General features: G+C 33.7%; 13 protein-coding genes and 1 pseudogene. 8 read left to right on the top strand and 6 right to left on the bottom strand.

The genetic code is table 11. The features are described from left to right. The first annotated feature begins 100 nt into the window (after nt 1-100). From KMHG_RS12325 to KMHG_RS12300, 6 genes and pseudogenes are all read left to right on the top strand, one after another. Nucleotides 101-625: a hypothetical protein gene (locus KMHG_RS12325; protein WP_010289935.1), complete on the top strand. Its 525-nt coding sequence runs from the start codon at nt 101-103 to the stop codon at nt 623-625. A 113-nt stretch (nt 626-738) separates the two neighbouring features. Beyond that, nucleotides 739-969 carry a hypothetical protein gene (locus KMHG_RS12320; RefSeq protein ID WP_010289934.1) on the top strand — a complete coding sequence of 77 codons (231 nt, stop codon included), beginning with the start codon at nt 739-741 and terminating at the stop codon, nt 967-969. Nucleotides 970-1106: 137 nt separating this feature from the next. Next, the gene (locus tag KMHG_RS12315; protein WP_010289933.1) at nt 1107-1337 is read left to right on the top strand and encodes a hypothetical protein; all 231 of its coding nucleotides are present in this window, start codon (nt 1107-1109) and stop codon (nt 1335-1337) included. A 57-nt stretch (nt 1338-1394) separates the two neighbouring features. Next, nucleotides 1395-1580, top strand: coding sequence for a hypothetical protein (locus KMHG_RS12310; RefSeq protein ID WP_147608214.1), 186 nt, complete (start codon nt 1395-1397; stop codon nt 1578-1580). Nucleotides 1581-1739: 159 nt separating this feature from the next. Then, complete coding sequence (locus KMHG_RS12305; RefSeq protein ID WP_010289931.1) at nt 1740-2252, top strand: SH3 domain-containing protein; 513 nt, start codon at nt 1740-1742, stop codon at nt 2250-2252. A 250-nt stretch (nt 2253-2502) separates the two neighbouring features. Further along, a pseudogene (locus KMHG_RS12300) lies at nt 2503-2898 on the top strand (transposase); the annotation flags it as partial. 981 nt (nt 2899-3879) lie between these two features. Here KMHG_RS12300 and KMHG_RS12295 read toward each other — a convergent pair. Next, complete coding sequence (locus KMHG_RS12295) at nt 3880-4440, bottom strand: hypothetical protein (RefSeq protein WP_010289929.1); 561 nt, start codon at nt 4438-4440, stop codon at nt 3880-3882. A 255-nt stretch (nt 4441-4695) separates the two neighbouring features. On the opposite strand from KMHG_RS12295, the gene KMHG_RS12290 reads away from it, so the two are divergent. Together KMHG_RS12290 and KMHG_RS12285 are read left to right on the top strand one after the other, a co-directional pair. After that, nucleotides 4696-5022: a nucleoside triphosphate pyrophosphohydrolase gene (locus tag KMHG_RS12290; RefSeq protein ID WP_010289928.1), complete on the top strand. Its 327-nt coding sequence runs from the start codon at nt 4696-4698 to the stop codon at nt 5020-5022. Then, entirely contained in the window at nt 5023-7398 is a 2376-nt protein-coding gene (locus tag KMHG_RS12285) for a DEAD/DEAH box helicase family protein (RefSeq protein ID WP_010289925.1), read from the top strand. Nucleotides 7399-7559: 161 nt separating this feature from the next. Here the strand turns inward: KMHG_RS12285 and KMHG_RS12280 are convergent, their stop codons facing one another. The 5 genes from KMHG_RS12280 to KMHG_RS12260 are packed head-to-tail and all read right to left on the bottom strand — an operon-like array spanning nt 7560 to nt 15428. Further along, complete coding sequence (locus tag KMHG_RS12280; protein ID WP_010289924.1) at nt 7560-8015, bottom strand: hypothetical protein; 456 nt, start codon at nt 8013-8015, stop codon at nt 7560-7562. Nucleotides 8016-8018: 3 nt separating this feature from the next. After that, nucleotides 8019-10046: an AAA family ATPase gene (locus KMHG_RS12275; protein WP_010289923.1), complete on the bottom strand. Its 2028-nt coding sequence runs from the start codon at nt 10044-10046 to the stop codon at nt 8019-8021. Beyond that, nucleotides 10043-10219, bottom strand: coding sequence for a hypothetical protein (locus tag KMHG_RS19135; RefSeq protein WP_154647375.1), 177 nt, complete (start codon nt 10217-10219; stop codon nt 10043-10045). Before KMHG_RS19135 ends, KMHG_RS12275 begins: the two co-directional genes overlap by 4 nt. After that, nucleotides 10200-12245 carry a DEAD/DEAH box helicase family protein gene (locus KMHG_RS12265; protein ID WP_010289922.1) on the bottom strand — a complete coding sequence of 682 codons (2046 nt, stop codon included), beginning with the start codon at nt 12243-12245 and terminating at the stop codon, nt 10200-10202. The genes KMHG_RS19135 and KMHG_RS12265 overlap by 20 nt, the downstream gene beginning before the upstream one ends. Before the next feature lie 3 nt (nt 12246-12248). Further along, a complete protein-coding gene (locus KMHG_RS12260; RefSeq protein ID WP_147608212.1) occupies nt 12249-15428 on the bottom strand; it encodes a sigma factor-like helix-turn-helix DNA-binding protein in 3180 nt (1059 codons plus the stop codon). Nucleotides 15429-15764 lie beyond the last annotated feature (336 nt).

The following is a 15764-nucleotide window of genomic DNA, read 5'->3' as shown; positions in this document are numbered from 1 at the left end:
AAAGAAATGATAAATGTAAAATAATAACAAATATTTAATATAAATCATGCACGTACTACTTTAAAATGAAGTTCAGACTTAGATGAAAGAAGGGAAATCTATGAAAAAATTATTATTAGCCTCTGTCCTTATGTTCAGCACATCAACGGTTGCCACGGCTACCTTAGAGACACCAATTGAAGCGTCAGCAAAAGTTACACAAAAGAAAATGACCGCGAGTTTAGCAAAAGCAATGAAACAAGGAAAATTTCCAAATGCAAAAGGGAAAATCGGCATGACTTATAGCAAACTTACAAAAGTAGCACCAGCTTATTTTGTAACAAGCGACAACGATGTTTTACTTTATGCACACTCACGTTCTAAAAAATATGCAGGAAACCCACTTTATCTAGATGCATACTTCTTTAACAACAAAAATTTCAATAATAAATCAAAAGTTCAATCTGTACAGCGCTTGTTTGATTATACTTTTACATCGAGTTCATTAAAAAAATACTTTGGTAACCCTTTAAAAGTGACAGCGACTGACCGCTATTATAAAGTTGGCGACTATGTAGCCATCTTTACAGTAGAAAACAACCAGACATATTTATTTGTTTCAAAAGTAAAATACTTATTATTATAATGTTCAAAAGCCTGTCGTAAAATAACATACGACAGGCTTTTGAATTATTAATATTTTGTCTTAAAAGGGAAATAATGTATAATTAAATTACTACATGAAAAGGCGGTGAACAAATGCTTTCTATCGTCCTTATCTTCCTCATTATAATAGGCTTCGTCAGCTTCTATATCGGTTATCTAAAGCAATCTCAAATCACAATGCTATTGAGCGCCATTTGTGCATTAGCACCGATCTTCTATTTTGTCGGATTGTTTGCTTTTTTACCGTTCGTTGCCCCACTAGCAATGATCCTTTCCATCTTAGGCAAAAAGGATCAAAAGCTGTTTAAAAGCACGAAGCGATAAAAGCCACAATATTAATCCCAATCACCATCTTCACTTGCTCTGCAAAAGTAAGTGGCCCAAATATTTCACGCATTTCCAGCACCTCATTTCTTTTACTCCATCACTTATTATACAAGTATAGTATAGGAGGTTGTCCTTTGCTTCATATTTTACATATCATGTCCATTGTTGTCGCAGTTACGTTGGCAACTTATTCGCTCATTACAGAAGACCAGCGCTTTCAACCATATATGATTTTAGCAATGGCGATCACAATGCTTATTGTCGGCATTAAGTCGTTTAAAGCAGACCGTGGCGTACTTGGTATTTTATCCATTATTACATTTGTTTTGGCGATAAGTGCAGCGTTAACGGCGTTTGTTGGTTAAGTTACGAAAAATAGATTTTGACTTCGTATCTAATATTTCAGATTGTCATTTTGAGTGGTGCACTTAATATTACAATTCGTCGTATTATTGGCATCTAGTTTATTACTCACAACTTTAGGCGCAACAACTATTACAAATGAAGTTAGTGTGAAAGAAAATGTAAAAGCAACGACATCTGCAGGCGTAAAAAAACGAACGAAATTTCACAACCAAATCGAAAAAAATGAATATTGGTTGCGATGATATAGTGATTTTATTCTACCAATAATTATTTCTTTTTTTTCCATTTATACAATATGAGCATTTAGAAATATGAATATTTAAATTAATTAGTATTTTATTTACTTTATTTACAATATATATGTTATTATTATGAATAAAAGTTGAAGGGATGATTATTATATGAAACATATTGGGAAATTAAGTATAGCAGCTGTTATGATAACTTCTACGCTGTCTGCTACGAGTGCTCAGGCTGCAGTGGCTACTACTACACAATACGCTGTTTTAGACACTCTAACAGCGAGTTTAAATATTCGTACAAGTGCAAGTACAAAATCTAAAGTAGTTGGAAAATATGCATTTAACGATAAAGTAAAAGTTATTAAAAGCTATAATAAAGATTGGTATCAAGTTCTTTACAAAGGGAAAAAACGTTATGTAAGTAAAAAATACGTAGCGAAGTTACCAGCTGTATTTGTTATTGGTTCAGCTAAAACAAGCAAAGGTGTCAATTTAAACGTACGTGCTTCTAAAAGTACAAAATCAAAAATTATTGGTACTTATAAAAACAATCAAGATATTTACATTAGCAAGGCTAACTATAACTCTCCTTGGTATCAAGTTATTTACAAAGGGAAAATAGGCTATGTTCATACAGATTATGTTGATAATCTACGTGAACTTTTATCGTAATTTAAAAGAAAATATATTAAACAAAAACGCAGCTTAATAGGCTGTTTTTTTGTTTAATATAAGATTACATTTTTTCTCATAACCTCATATACAGGAGAACATTATTCCAATTCCTTATGTACGGTGGAATGTTTACAATGTTGAAATGAGAGAGCGTAAAATATTTTGTGTAAATGAAAGAATCCATAAAAAAAGAAGACCCAATTCTTAGTAGAATAAAGTCACGACAACCAATTCTAGAAAGAGGGTCTTGTTTACGACAGAAATCCTTCAAACGCTAGCGCAAAATGGCAATATCGGTGAAGTTTTTCGCAGTCATCTTGAAAAAGCGGTCAATACGCTGTTAGCGCAGGAATTAACGGCGTTTTTGGATTATGAAAAATACGATCGCATTGGCTTTAACTTTGGCAACTCACGAAATGGTGTATACGAACGCACGCTGCACATGGAGTATGGCGACTTAAAGCTGGAAATCCCACGTGATCGCAATGGCGATTTTCGTCAACAGACGATTGCGCCGACCGAGTCTGTTCATGTATGGCGTGAGCTATTGGAAGACTTCCGTGAACGTAGAATGGAAGAGGTCCTTCTGTTTATTTCAGATGGCTTAAAAGGTATGGAAACGATGCTTTCTGAAATATATCCGCACACGCTTTCTTGCACATTGTCATCTCTGTTTTGACCAAGCCCGTGCCGAATTAGAAGCGATGTTCGATTGCTAAATGTGACGATCTGCCAATTTTGGGTTGAGCCATTTACACAAAATTATTGACGGTGCCATTTTGATTTTTAATGAACAATTACTTTTTAAGAGCCTATGTATGAGCTCTTTTTTTACTGTGAATAATTGTAACAAAGTTGTTACGGTGCAAGTGGTAGCACACAGCTTCAAAATTCAACACTATTTCAGAAATAGGAAGCGGTGCTTTTCTCTATTTAAAATACTATCGATTATCCATAAAAAAGACACCCACAAATATGAGTGTCTTAAGAAATAATATTATGCTGATTTTAATCCACGCTACCCGTGATAGGTAGCGACTATCTGATGGTCGTGCTGCTGATTCATCATTTTCATTTCAACCCACGCTACCAGTGATAGGTAGCGATTGCCAAAAGATGATAATTCAATTTAAAAAGATCATCTTTTTAACAATTATATTTTTCTAAAGCGAAAAATAAATAAAATTTAAACCAACATTTTCTTTTTACATATAAATTACTGGTGCGAATCCTCTAGGAATTTTATGAGAGCTATAGGTTCGAACCAATATGTTTCCTTATTACAGCATTATAAAAATTTTCGCCACTTATTTCAACTATAATTTAACACACTATAAATGTCGTATATTATGAACCGACACTGCCAATGATTTTGTACAGATGGCTCAATCCAAAGTTGGAAAATCGTCATCTCGCATATGTAAAAGATTATTAACAGACCACGTAAAGTCATCAAAGAAAAACTAGTAGCGACATGGTCTTTTGAACAGATTGTTGGTGCGGTGCTTCAAGGGAATCAATCCTTTAAAATAATTTATTTATCGCTGACTTTATTCAGGGAAAATTTTTATAACGCTAAAATATTGTATCAAAAGAAGTTTTTCTATCTAACTAGATATTTATATTAAAACAGAAGATCAATAGTATCTTTGAATGAGACATTCTGATTAATCTCGATAACACTATTTTCCATCAAGTAGCCATAGTCATAAAAGCTAGTAGAAGTAATTGTAACGGTATACTTCTTATATTTATACTTTGCTTCAAAATTTTTCCCGTAACCTTTTATACTCGTTGCTTTCCCCATTGATTTAATAACGTCAGATTTTTTAAATGAGACACTTGGATATACTTTATTAATTTTACTAACTGTATCTTTACTCTTAGGAGTATAGGTTTTAATATATTCGAAATAATAAACCGGATTCTCTTCTGGATCAAAACGCTGATATACATTACCATCCACTAAATGGTATCCTCTTTTTACTTCTAAGGATTTGAGTTTCTTATACGTTATTCCAACTGCTCCTTTAGAATCTGGCAACTTTCCCTTTTTTAAATGCTTCGCAAATTTTTTATCAATTTTTATCGTTTTAGCATTTGCTATAATTTGATGCTCTGGTAATGGCATAACGACTGTACTTAGACCCACTGCTATTGCCACAGCTAATAATGTTTTTTTCACTTAAATCCCTCCTACTTACACATTAACAATTAATGAAATAATTAGGAATGATAGATTTAAATCATTCTATGTAAATATATGAGGAGTTCTATTCGTTTAAAATTTTGTAAAACATATTTTATAATCGGTTAAGTTAATCAATACAATTGGTTATGGATATATCCCCCATCCAATTCACTATCACAAACCTATTTGTAGAAATTAGTAATTCGCTATATCATAAAGATATAAAAATATGATGGGGTGAATTTTACAATGCCAGTATACAACAAATTAATTCGTGATCGGATTTTAGATATTATTGATGCAGATGGATTATATTATCATTCTCGCGTTTTACAACCAGAAGAACATCTTACAGAAATTAAGAAAAAATTATATGAAGAAGTAAAAGAATTTGATGAAACGACAACACATACAGATGCCATAGAAGAAATGGCTGATATTTTAGAGTTGTTACATGCAGCATTACAAGTATATGGAGTCACTTTTGAAGAACTAGAAAAGGTTCGTTTAAATAAAAAAGAAAAGCGTGGCGGATTTGAAAAAGGTCTTTATTTAATCGATGTTGAGGATCGCTAGATGAATTTAATTACTCGAAATTTAATGAAAGAGCTAAACACTTTAAATGAGGAAGCGTTACAAATTAATTGGATCATCGCTTTTGCTATGAAATCAGGCGCTCTATTAATGTTAGATTCTTTAAAACGAGCACATGATCGAGGTGCAGATATCCAAATACTCGTAGGTGATTATCTATGCATTACACAACCAGAAGCATTAAGTATTTTGCATAATACTTTACCTCATGCAGAAATACGTTTATATGAAACGCATGGTATCTCTTTTCATCCTAAAGCTTATTTATACAGACATTCAAAAAATCATCATCTTATTGTAGGCTCATCTAATTTGTCTAAATCTGCTTTAACACGTGGTGTCGAATGGAACTTGCATACAGTAAACAATGACGTATACGAACAGGCAGCAGATGAATTTGAAAAAATCTTCTATGCTGAAAATACAGTACCTGTTAATACTTTTACAATCGACACATATCGTGAAAGATATGAAATAGCTAATCAAAAAATACCGATTGCTCAAAAATGGGATAAAGAAGCGGCAACAGATTTGATGTATGGCCCAACAATCGAAAAAGAAACAGTTATGGAAACACCTATGACCACATATACATTTGAACCACGACCAGCACAAAAGATTGCGCTTCAAGCATTGCAAGAAACAACTTCAGAAGGTCATCGTAAAGCAATGGCTGTTTTAGCAACTGGGCTGGGCAAAACATACTTAGCTGCTTTCTTTGCCGAAAATTATAAACGTGTTCTCTTTGTCGCGCATCGAGAAGAAATATTAGAACAAGCTAAAATAGCATTTAGCCATGTGCATCCAAAACGTTCAACTGGCTTCTATAGCGGACAAGAAAAAAACACTGATGCTGACATGACATTTGCCTCGATTTATACATTATCAAGAAAAGAACATTTAGAGAAATTTGAACCAAACACATTTGATTTAATCATCATTGATGAATTCCACCATGCAGCTGCACCTACTTATCATCGTTTACTTCAATATTTTGACCCTGCATTTTTATTAGGCATTACAGCTACGCCTGATCGCCTAGATAATAAAGATGTCTATAACATTTGTGATGGAAATGTAGCAATAGAAATTCACTTTTTAGAAGCGATTGCTCATAAATGGCTTTCCCCTTTCCACTATTTTGGGGTAAAAGATGAAATTGATTATAATCAGATTCGATGGTTAGGAAATGGTTACGATGAAGAAGCTTTAACAAACCAGCAACTGCAAGAAGATGTGATCGAGCATGTTTATGAAAAATGGATGGAATTAAAACAAACTCGAACGATCGCCTTTTGTTCTTCAATTAAACAGGCAAATTTTATGGCACATTATTTCGAGCAAAGAGGAATGAAAGCAATTGCTTTAAGCGGACAAAGTAAACATGAACAAAGAAAAAATGCACGTATTCAATTGAATGAAGGTACACTAGATATTATTTTCACTGTTGACCTCTTTAATGAAGGCGTCGATATTCCAAAAGTAGATACATTACTTTTTATCCGTCCTACTGAATCTTTAGCTATTTTCACACAACAAATTGGACGTGGACTCAGACTAGCTGATGGGAAAGAAAAATGTGTCATTATTGATTTTCTTGGAAATTATCGTAATGTAGATCGGAAATTAAAGATGCTCAACCCTAATTTAACAGAAAAAAATATTGCTAAATTAAAATCTACACCACAGATTGAGCAAGCTGGTTCAGTAATAAACTTAGAATTAGAAGTTGTCGATTTACTACAAGAAATGACTCGAAAAAATCAATCGTACCGCCAAAAAATTATTACCGCCTTCAAAGATTTGAAAAATGAATTAGGTAGACGCCCTACTTATTTAGAAATGTATTTACAATGTGGATATGAGGATTTAAATATCGCAAAAGAATTTTCATCTTACGTAAACTTATTAGCAATTGCGGGAGATTTATCCGAGCAAGAACTTCAAGCATTTGAAAATGTAGAACAAATTATTTTTGAAATCGAAAAAACATTGATGACTAAAAGTTATAAAATGCTTTTGCTTAAAATCATGTTAGAACGAGGACCAAGTAAATGGTATTCCCCAATTACTGCTGATGAAGTAGCACCTGGTTTTGCCTCTTATTTAGCACAACCGACAAGACGTGTGATTGATAAAATTGATATGTCGCCTGCAAAAGTAACTAACCTTATAAAACGGATGCCTATGACAAAGTGGAGTTCTAGCAGTAAAGGCTTGGCAACACTTGATAATGCTACTTTTCAATTTAATATATCTATTGATTCTCAATATGAAAATATTGTTTTTGAATGGGTACAGCAAATTTGTGAATTTCGTTTACATCGTTATTTTGCGAAAAAAGCTGAAAAAATTTAAGAAAAGAGGCTGGGACATAACTAAATTTTTAAAAGAAACATAAAATTTGAATAGTAATTTTCTAGCAAAATAAATCATTTAATAGGCTTGAAAGCAAAAAAATGTGAGGTGATTTTCAAAATCGCCTCACATTTTTTCTTTTGTCCCAAGCTCTTTTTCATTTAAAATGGCACTTCTTTGAGCGTCGTCAAAATATAGATCATCAAGTCAATCATATAGTTTTTGTAAGTATCATCTAATTTATAGCCATTCCACTTTTCTTGAAAAACATTCTCAACTAAAAGGTCCATACCGCCTTCAGCATAGTTTTCAATCATTTTACGCGCTTCCAAATGGAAGTCATCATCTTTAAAACGCTCTAAATCTTTCCCTTTTGCCTCGTCGTTTAAAATCATCGCATAAATTAAATTTCGTTCATTTAACGTATAGTAATTTGAACGAAACTCACGGCTGCGTTCTGCAAGTGGCGTAGACGTCCCCATTTTTGAACCGATTGCCGCACAAATTAAAAATAGCTGATGATATTTCAAATCATAATTTTTATTGAAATAAGTATAAATGTCTTCATACTTTTTACTCGTATACATTACGATTTGCTTTTCAATTAAAAAGTCCATTGCTTATAGCCCCCTTGTTGTTAGCGGCTCATGTAGCGCTACTGGTTCGATAATCGCATCCATCACGTCTCGTTGAACAATACGATAAAATTTACCTAGTTTATTATTTTCTTTAAATACCCGTTCCTCTTCACTCGATAATTCTGTATCGGTTAACAATAAGATCCATTGTGACGTCAATGTTGGAATGTTCACAATTAACTGGTCACGATTGTTACCGCTTAGACGGTTAAATGGCGAATCCATAAAGAGTGGGAAATTGATCAAAATATTGTCCCCACTCGCAATTTGTGCCAATGCTGTAATAAACGCGAGTGCTACAATTTGGCGTTGACCTTGTGAAATATCTTGTGTAATTTCAATACCCTCTTGACCAATAATTTCGAGTTCAAATTTATGATTAATGTTAATTTTGCTAATTAAGTTAACATCTTTGCGGTCAATTAAACGCTTGAAAATATCCGTCGTTAATTCACTTAAATTGTGACGCATCGCTGAGCTAAATTCTTCTGTCATATCTTTAATGTCTTGGTGAATACTTTCGATATATTTTAATACTTTAGAATCAAACGCTACACTTTGAGTATTTTTAAACATATCTGATAGCTCGGCTTCTAAAGAAGCTAGTTGTTTTTCAGCTTGCTCGATCGCATCTTTGGTACGAGCAATTTTTAAGCGTGTCTCGCTTTCCTTTTCACGCTGCGCTTCGAGTGCATTTTTTATTTCTTCTAAATGCAGTTCTTTTCCTGCTTTCGTGCCGATATCAGCTTCTACTACTTCTATCTCTCTTATAAGTTCTTTACGCTCTGTATCTTTAAGATGAATTTTACGAAGTAGCTCGACAATTGATTGCTCTGATTGATCGTACGTATTTTGTTTTTCTGTAATTAAATTTTTAATAGAACTTGATAATGACATTAATTCTGAACGACGGTAATTGTCACGTAATGTTTGTACATAGATCATATTTTCTTTATGGACAGCTAGATCATTGTTACAACATGCACATTTCTGTTGGTTTAATGATAAGTCTAATACATCTGCAGGTACAATGCTACCATCATCAAGAGTTAGTTGTTCTAAGTAGTTCGTCACATTTGGGAATGTAGCATTCATAAGTAAAAATGCAGCATCTGTACGTAATTTTTCGTTTAATTGTGATTTCAAGTCCTCTAAATATTCGACCTTTGATGATAATGTATTACGTAAGCCTTTTAATTGATCTTGAACACGACGAATATCTTCGTTTTCAGATAATTGCAATTCATATTGGTCAATCAATTTTTTACATTCATTTTGTTCGACGATCAAAGCTTGTTGTAATGCCTTTTGCTGATCCATTTCAGCCGTTTTTTCTTCGATCTCTCTTTCTTTACTATCAATATCAGTGTTGCCCGCATTTTCAATAATATTCTTTTTCTCTGTACGTTGTAGGCGTTCAATAATATTTTTTGCTTCCTCTAAATTATTGATTTGAAGCAACTTTGAGATCGCTGTACGTACTTCTTTTTTCACATCATCTGTTGTTTTGGCGAGCGTATCAATTTTTTCAGCATCAAACAGGAAAAAATCTTTAATTTCTTCATCTAAAATGTCATTCATTTTGGCACGCACTTGAATTTCATCGTCTAGCACTTGTGCGCCATAGTTGCCATTTTCGTCAAAAGCCACTAACTTCACACTACTAAATCGCTCTTCAATTCGTTCGCCACGCTTAATGCCTTTTAATGTACGGGTAACTTCAAATTTACGCCCTAAATGCTCAAATGTTACACGCACATACGTTTCAACGGGTCGTTTAGAATCTTCTAACAACCGGAAACTAACTAAGTGAACCGGCTCTTTCGGATTATCTTGTTGAATATGTGTGCTACCATATAATGCGTACATCAATGCTCTAAAAATACCGGTTTTTCCTTTACCATTTTCACCGAAAACGATCGTAATATTTTGCTCCCCATCGGCAAATTCAATCGTTTGATTCCCCATATATTGTCGGAAATTTTGAAGTTCCATTTTTAATAATTTCATGATTTCATCTCCTTCGCTACATATTCACGAATGTTTGAGCGCAAAGCGTTACGCACTTCGTCTTTTTGTTTCACTTCTTCAACATCTTCTAATAACTTTAATAAAAATGTACGGTTTGGTTCTTTTAATTCATTGATTCTTTTTAATAACTCGCTATTGATCATTTGTATCATAAACCTCCTTCATTGCTCTATAAACATCCCATGGTTTCATATCCATTAAATGATTTAAATTGTACGGTGAAATATATGGCATAATCGTATTTTTCGCTTGCGAGGGAGAAATTGAGCTATTCGCAAATTCCGCAAAACGAGGCAGTTCCTTTTTAGCGACAGAAGTAAACGTTGCATCGTCTACATCGATTGGAAACGTAATAAAATCATAAATTTCTGCAAACACTTTTCCTTGATACTTTCTTAAAATACGTCCTCTACGTTGGACAAACTCTCGTGGGTTTGACGTACTCGCTAAAAAGTATGCGGTTTTCGTACTCGGCACATCGACGCCTTCGTCTAAGCATTTAATAGCGACAAGCACTTGAATCTCTCCTGCCGCAAAGCGCTGTAAAATATGCTGACGCTGCTTATTCGGTACGGTAGAATCAAACTTATGCACCCGTAAATCTAAATCACTCAAAGCACGCGTTAATTCGTTCACTTGCCCCTCTGCACAGTAGACGATCGTATGTGCAATATTTCGAACCTCTTTTTGTTTCAATAATGCTAACAAACGAGGGATTTTTTGCTCGGCTTTACTTAAAATTTTCGCACGCCGTCGATTGAGCACGCTTAACATTTCATCATCTTTATGAGTACTATTAAAATGCTGAATAATTTTATGAGTCAACATATTATAGCGTTCTAGCTCATCCTCTGTTAAATGAACGACTTGTGGAAAGTATTGATATGGCGTCAGCTTATTTGCCTCAATCGCCTCATCTAGCGTATATTGATAAATTACATCTTGGAAATAATCTTTTAAAAATTGTGTGCCGTCGTCGTCCCACCAACGATCAGGTGTTGCAGATAGTCCTAAGCGTGCCGTAATATGATCATACGGTAAATGTCTAAAGCCTGCTGCACCCATATAATGACACTCGTCAGCAATTAAAAAACTATTACGTTGTATTTTTTGAATCGTCTCGTAAAATAGCGGGTTCATCGCCGTATCATATGTCGTAATGACAGCTTCTGCATCACTAATACCTAAATTAAAATTGCGTACCGCAGTGTTTAATGTATCTTTCCATTTCGCTGTCGACTCATAGCAGAGGATCGGGAAATCGATATTAAATTTGCTACATTCTTGCTGCCATTGGTCGACAAGATGTTTAAACGGCGCAATGATCACACAAAATATACGTCCGTGATGATCCAGGTATTTTTGCATAGCAAGAAGGCTCGTAATCGTCTTGCCTGTACCTGTGGCCATCTCTAAAATACCTCGCCAGTTATTGTCAACAAGTGCTTCAATAGCTGTTAGTTGGTACGCTCTCGGCTTCGGTCCTTTTCGCTTTAAATTCTGGATGGATGGTCGATTCGTGACATCTCGATGTGACAATATATATTGCTTGATCTGTGCATCAATTTCTTTCACGATCAATCCATTTGTTTCGTCATTCCATAAATTTTCAAAATCTTCTTCTGCTGATTGAATTCGATGCTGATCGTGCGGTGGCAAGAACACATCTACACGTTCAAAGTTTTCTGCCATACCTCCGACCGTTTCATTTGCTGATCCAGCGAATAACACTGTATTTCCTTCTGCATCTTTAAACAGGCCAAACTTTTCATGATACAACGAATGATTTTCTGTAAAGGCGATTTTGATATCTAGCCGACCTTCATAAATCAACCATGCGAGGACGTTCAACGTATCGCCTTCAATATTTTCAGCTGTTAATTCAAGCTCGTTTAAAATGTTTTTTTCGACGACTCTATATTTTGCTTCATAACCTAGCGCAATCATTTCGATATCCGCTGTATCCAAATAAGGATTTGCGATAATCCGCACTTGACCCCCATTGTGTAAAAAATACTCTAGCCCTCTCGCAATGAGCTTTAAACTATGACTCGTAAAATAACCAGCCGCTCGATCATAGTAAATACTTTCTCGTAAGCATTTTTCATAAAAATCCTCATAGAGCTTTTCTTGATCGGAACGGTATTTATATTTCAATTGAAGATCGACTAAACTCACAAGCTACACCTCTTTTAACTTTATAAAGCCATATTCTTTAAATTCAAATAATGGGCTCGTTTTAATCTCATTGCTTAAATTCGATGTATGCAATAAATTTTTTCGTTTTAAGAACGTTGCAATATCCTGTTCATGATAATTGCCTTCATATTCTTCTTTGATTAATTTATATGCAAGCTGATCTACTGTTTGAATATTCAATGATGGATGGACGAGTAACATTTTGTTGTAGCGATAATCAGATACTGTATCAACGACAAGATAGCCTAATATTTTCGATAATTCAGCTATTAAAAATGGCTCCCAAGGATACGTAGAGATTGCCGGTAAACTGTGGTAGCCTACTAAGTCATATATAGAAATATAACCTGTAGCTTCCAGCTGGTGCTCTAAGTACACTTGAAGTGCTTGTAGTATGCCATCGGTAATTGTCAGCTGCTGACGATTAATATATGTCGTAGCTGTATATGGATAGAAATATTGTTGGTCTAATAAACCCCGCAAAACTGCTGTAAATGTTGTATCTGAATAACCTTTATCACGTAAAAATTCACCTAATACTTGACGAGATAGTGTCTCTTCATATGTGCTAAAAATAGCTTCTTCTATTGTTTTAATCGCCGTCCCTTTTTTGTAAATTAGCTGAGTGAAGCCTCTTAGTTCTGGTACGATCATTTTAATAAATGACGCAAAATCATATAATTTATAAATTTCTTTGTCTGCTAACAATGCACTCATTTGATCATCAAATTCCATTTCAAACATCAAATCCTGTGTATAGAGATAATCGCCTGTCATATACGTCCTTACAAACGTACGAACGCTATTAAGTTCTTCTTCCGTAAAGCCATATGCTTCAAATAATTTTACGCCGTATTTAAACTGATCTATTTCGACACTCATAAAATTTGGATTACGGCCAATCAGCTGCTCTAATTTATAAGATTTCCAATGAGTGTCATTCAATATGTCTTGTTTTATCATTACATTGCCATTTTGTTTTAATAGACGAATTAATACCTCTGTTGCATTTTCTATTTTTGTATTTAAACGTGTAATACTTAACGTATTACCCCGACCAATTTGATAGTCATCTTTAAAATAGTGTTGAATAATGCTATATAAATACAGCGGTTTATCAATACCGTATTGAATCCAAAATGACTCATCACTTGCAAATAATGTATAAGCTGTAATTGTATTTTTGCCTTCCAATAACATCTCTACTTTTTCGCTAATATGTTCGATAAGCTCTTCAGATAACGTATCAAGATCCATATAAACGTACGTATTTGAATCGACGAGCACAATATTCGGTGTATCACTAATACGGGCAGTTGCCGCTCGTTTACCACTTTCAAATTCTATATCAAATGTATCGCGCATTAATTTGTTTAAGTACACAAAGTTTTCATCTGTCATTTCTAAACGACCTTTTACTTTATATTTAAAAATATGCGTAATAAATTGCATAAGGCTTGCAGATTTGGAAATGTAAATGTCGTTGACGCGTCGGAAAGCAAGACGGTTCATCACTATATCCAACTTACCAAGATTCACTTCAAATTCAGTAGATGTCTTTAATTCTTGGAATAGCTCTTCGACAAATAAAATACGTGGCTCTTTTTCATATAAAGTGCGCACTACTTGTTCAATATAGGCACTCTCCTCCATATCAAACACGATATCATTTTCTATTCGGAAGTACTCATTTTTCGACAAGTAATAGTTAATAATCGTTTTGGATGCTTCATCTTCTGTTAATAAATCAAATAGCTTATCACTAAAAAGTATATTTTCTTCTAGCATACATTTACGAATATAGGCATCTAATTTTTTCGGATTTATCATACGCTCTAATTTTATAGCGCATTTTTTTTCAATTTGACGTGCACGTTCACGTGTCACATTAAAATGCTGACCTACTTCTTCAAGCGTTAGACGATTAGCACGCATTTTTAGCACTTCAAAACTTCTTCCTTGAAGCGCCTGTACAGCTTCAGAAATTATTTGCTTTATCGGCTTATATGACGACATTTGTAATGCGAGTCTATCGTAAATAAAAGCATATGCATCATCCTCCATAATGTCATATAAATGCATATCTTCATCAATTGTCTTTCCTTGGTCTAGTTGAATTTCTAATAAATCTTTTAAAATAGCCCATTTAAATGATTGAAGCTCTTCATAGATGGGTAATTCCAAAATATGTGTTCTTAATGATGCTACTTTTCGCTGTAAAAATACCGCTTCCGCATGAGCCTTTAATGTCGGAAATTCTTTGCTAAATTGATCGATTTTTTCGGGTAGTTTTGCATAGTTTTCCTCAGCGTAGACATCGTCTAAAAAAGCTAAATACGATATATTATTTGCCTCTAAGACACGCTTTAAATAGTTATCACAAAAATATATGATTCTATCAGACACAGTAGGTACATTACGTACATTTTTATTGGAAAGATGTGATAATTTATTTGATTGTAAATCCTTTAATCTTTGCAGAACTGCATTGTATTTCCCTTGGCCTACACCTGGTTGTTCACAGAATTCTTCTAATATGTCAATGTTTATTTGAGAAAATTTTCGAACCTTTTTTTCTTTACAAAAGCTTAAAAAGCGCTGAAATTTACCGCCTTCAAACAATTCAGATAATTTAACCGTATCTAAAACTGTTGCTTTCACATTTTTTTCTTTTATAGGTTGAAAAGATGCTCTTTCATCGGAAGTAGCTTTTTCATAAATATCGACAACTTCAAAATCAGCATCCTCGAAAGATTGTATAAGTAATGTTGGATCTTTTTGGACAATATGTGCGATTCCTTCAATAGTCATGCCCTCAAAAAAGTTATCGGACTCTACATTATATCTTCGAATCAAACGATGTATACCTGTAATATCATTTCCAGTAAAGTTTAAATATTTTTTGTCATCTTTACGTGTATGAATATAATGTTTGTACTCAAATGCAAGCGCTGGAAAAAGATTATTTTGGATTGCCCCTTCAAATTCAAAGCCGCGCAAAATTAATTCATCTCGAATATTGAAAAATAAATTGACATCTTCCATATAGATTTTTCTTAATTCATCTAACCAATTATTAGTTTTAAAAACCCTATTTAATGTAGAACCCTCAATATTCTCCAACTGAAAATATAAAGGAACAATTAAGTGTTTATATTTCACTCTGATTCTCCCCGCTCCATCGCTTCTATAAAGTTAAAATTTTCTAAAATAATTATTTATATCCTTTTGAACATTATAACTATATTAACCATACATGTCTAAAAATATTATTTTTCTTATTATAACAATTATATTACTAGCTACTAAACAAAATGAGAGCGTAAAATATTTTGTGTAAATGAAAAAACCATAAAAAAAGAAGACCCAATTCTTAGTAGAATAAAGTCACGACAACCAATTCTAGAAAGAGGGTCTTGTTTACGACAGAAATCATTCAAACGCTAGCGCAAAATGGCAATATCAGTGAGGTTTTTCGCAGTCATCTTGAAAAAGCGG

Origin of the sequence: Kurthia massiliensis (assembly GCF_000285555.1) — a bacterium.
In the GTDB taxonomy this organism is placed as follows: Bacteria; Bacillota; Bacilli; order Bacillales_A; family Planococcaceae; genus Kurthia; species Kurthia massiliensis.
This window is presented reverse-complemented; position numbering and strand designations above follow the sequence as displayed.

What these genes read in the sequence shown, in the direction of transcription:
- KMHG_RS12325 (WP_010289935.1), top strand. Translation starts at nt 101, where the DNA reads ATGAAAAAATTATTATTAGCCTCTGTCCTTATGTTCAGCACATCAACG.
- KMHG_RS12320 (WP_010289934.1), top strand. Translation starts at nt 739, where the DNA reads ATGCTTTCTATCGTCCTTATCTTCCTCATTATAATAGGCTTCGTCAGC.
- KMHG_RS12305 (WP_010289931.1), top strand. Translation starts at nt 1,740, where the DNA reads ATGAAACATATTGGGAAATTAAGTATAGCAGCTGTTATGATAACTTCT.
- KMHG_RS12290 (WP_010289928.1), top strand. Translation starts at nt 4,696, where the DNA reads ATGCCAGTATACAACAAATTAATTCGTGATCGGATTTTAGATATTATT.
- KMHG_RS12285 (WP_010289925.1), top strand. Translation starts at nt 5,023, where the DNA reads ATGAATTTAATTACTCGAAATTTAATGAAAGAGCTAAACACTTTAAAT.
- KMHG_RS12280 (WP_010289924.1), bottom strand. Translation starts at nt 8,015, where the DNA reads ATGGACTTTTTAATTGAAAAGCAAATCGTAATGTATACGAGTAAAAAG.
- KMHG_RS12275 (WP_010289923.1), bottom strand. Translation starts at nt 10,046, where the DNA reads ATGAAATTATTAAAAATGGAACTTCAAAATTTCCGACAATATATGGGG.
- KMHG_RS19135 (WP_154647375.1), bottom strand. Translation starts at nt 10,219, where the DNA reads ATGATACAAATGATCAATAGCGAGTTATTAAAAAGAATCAATGAATTA.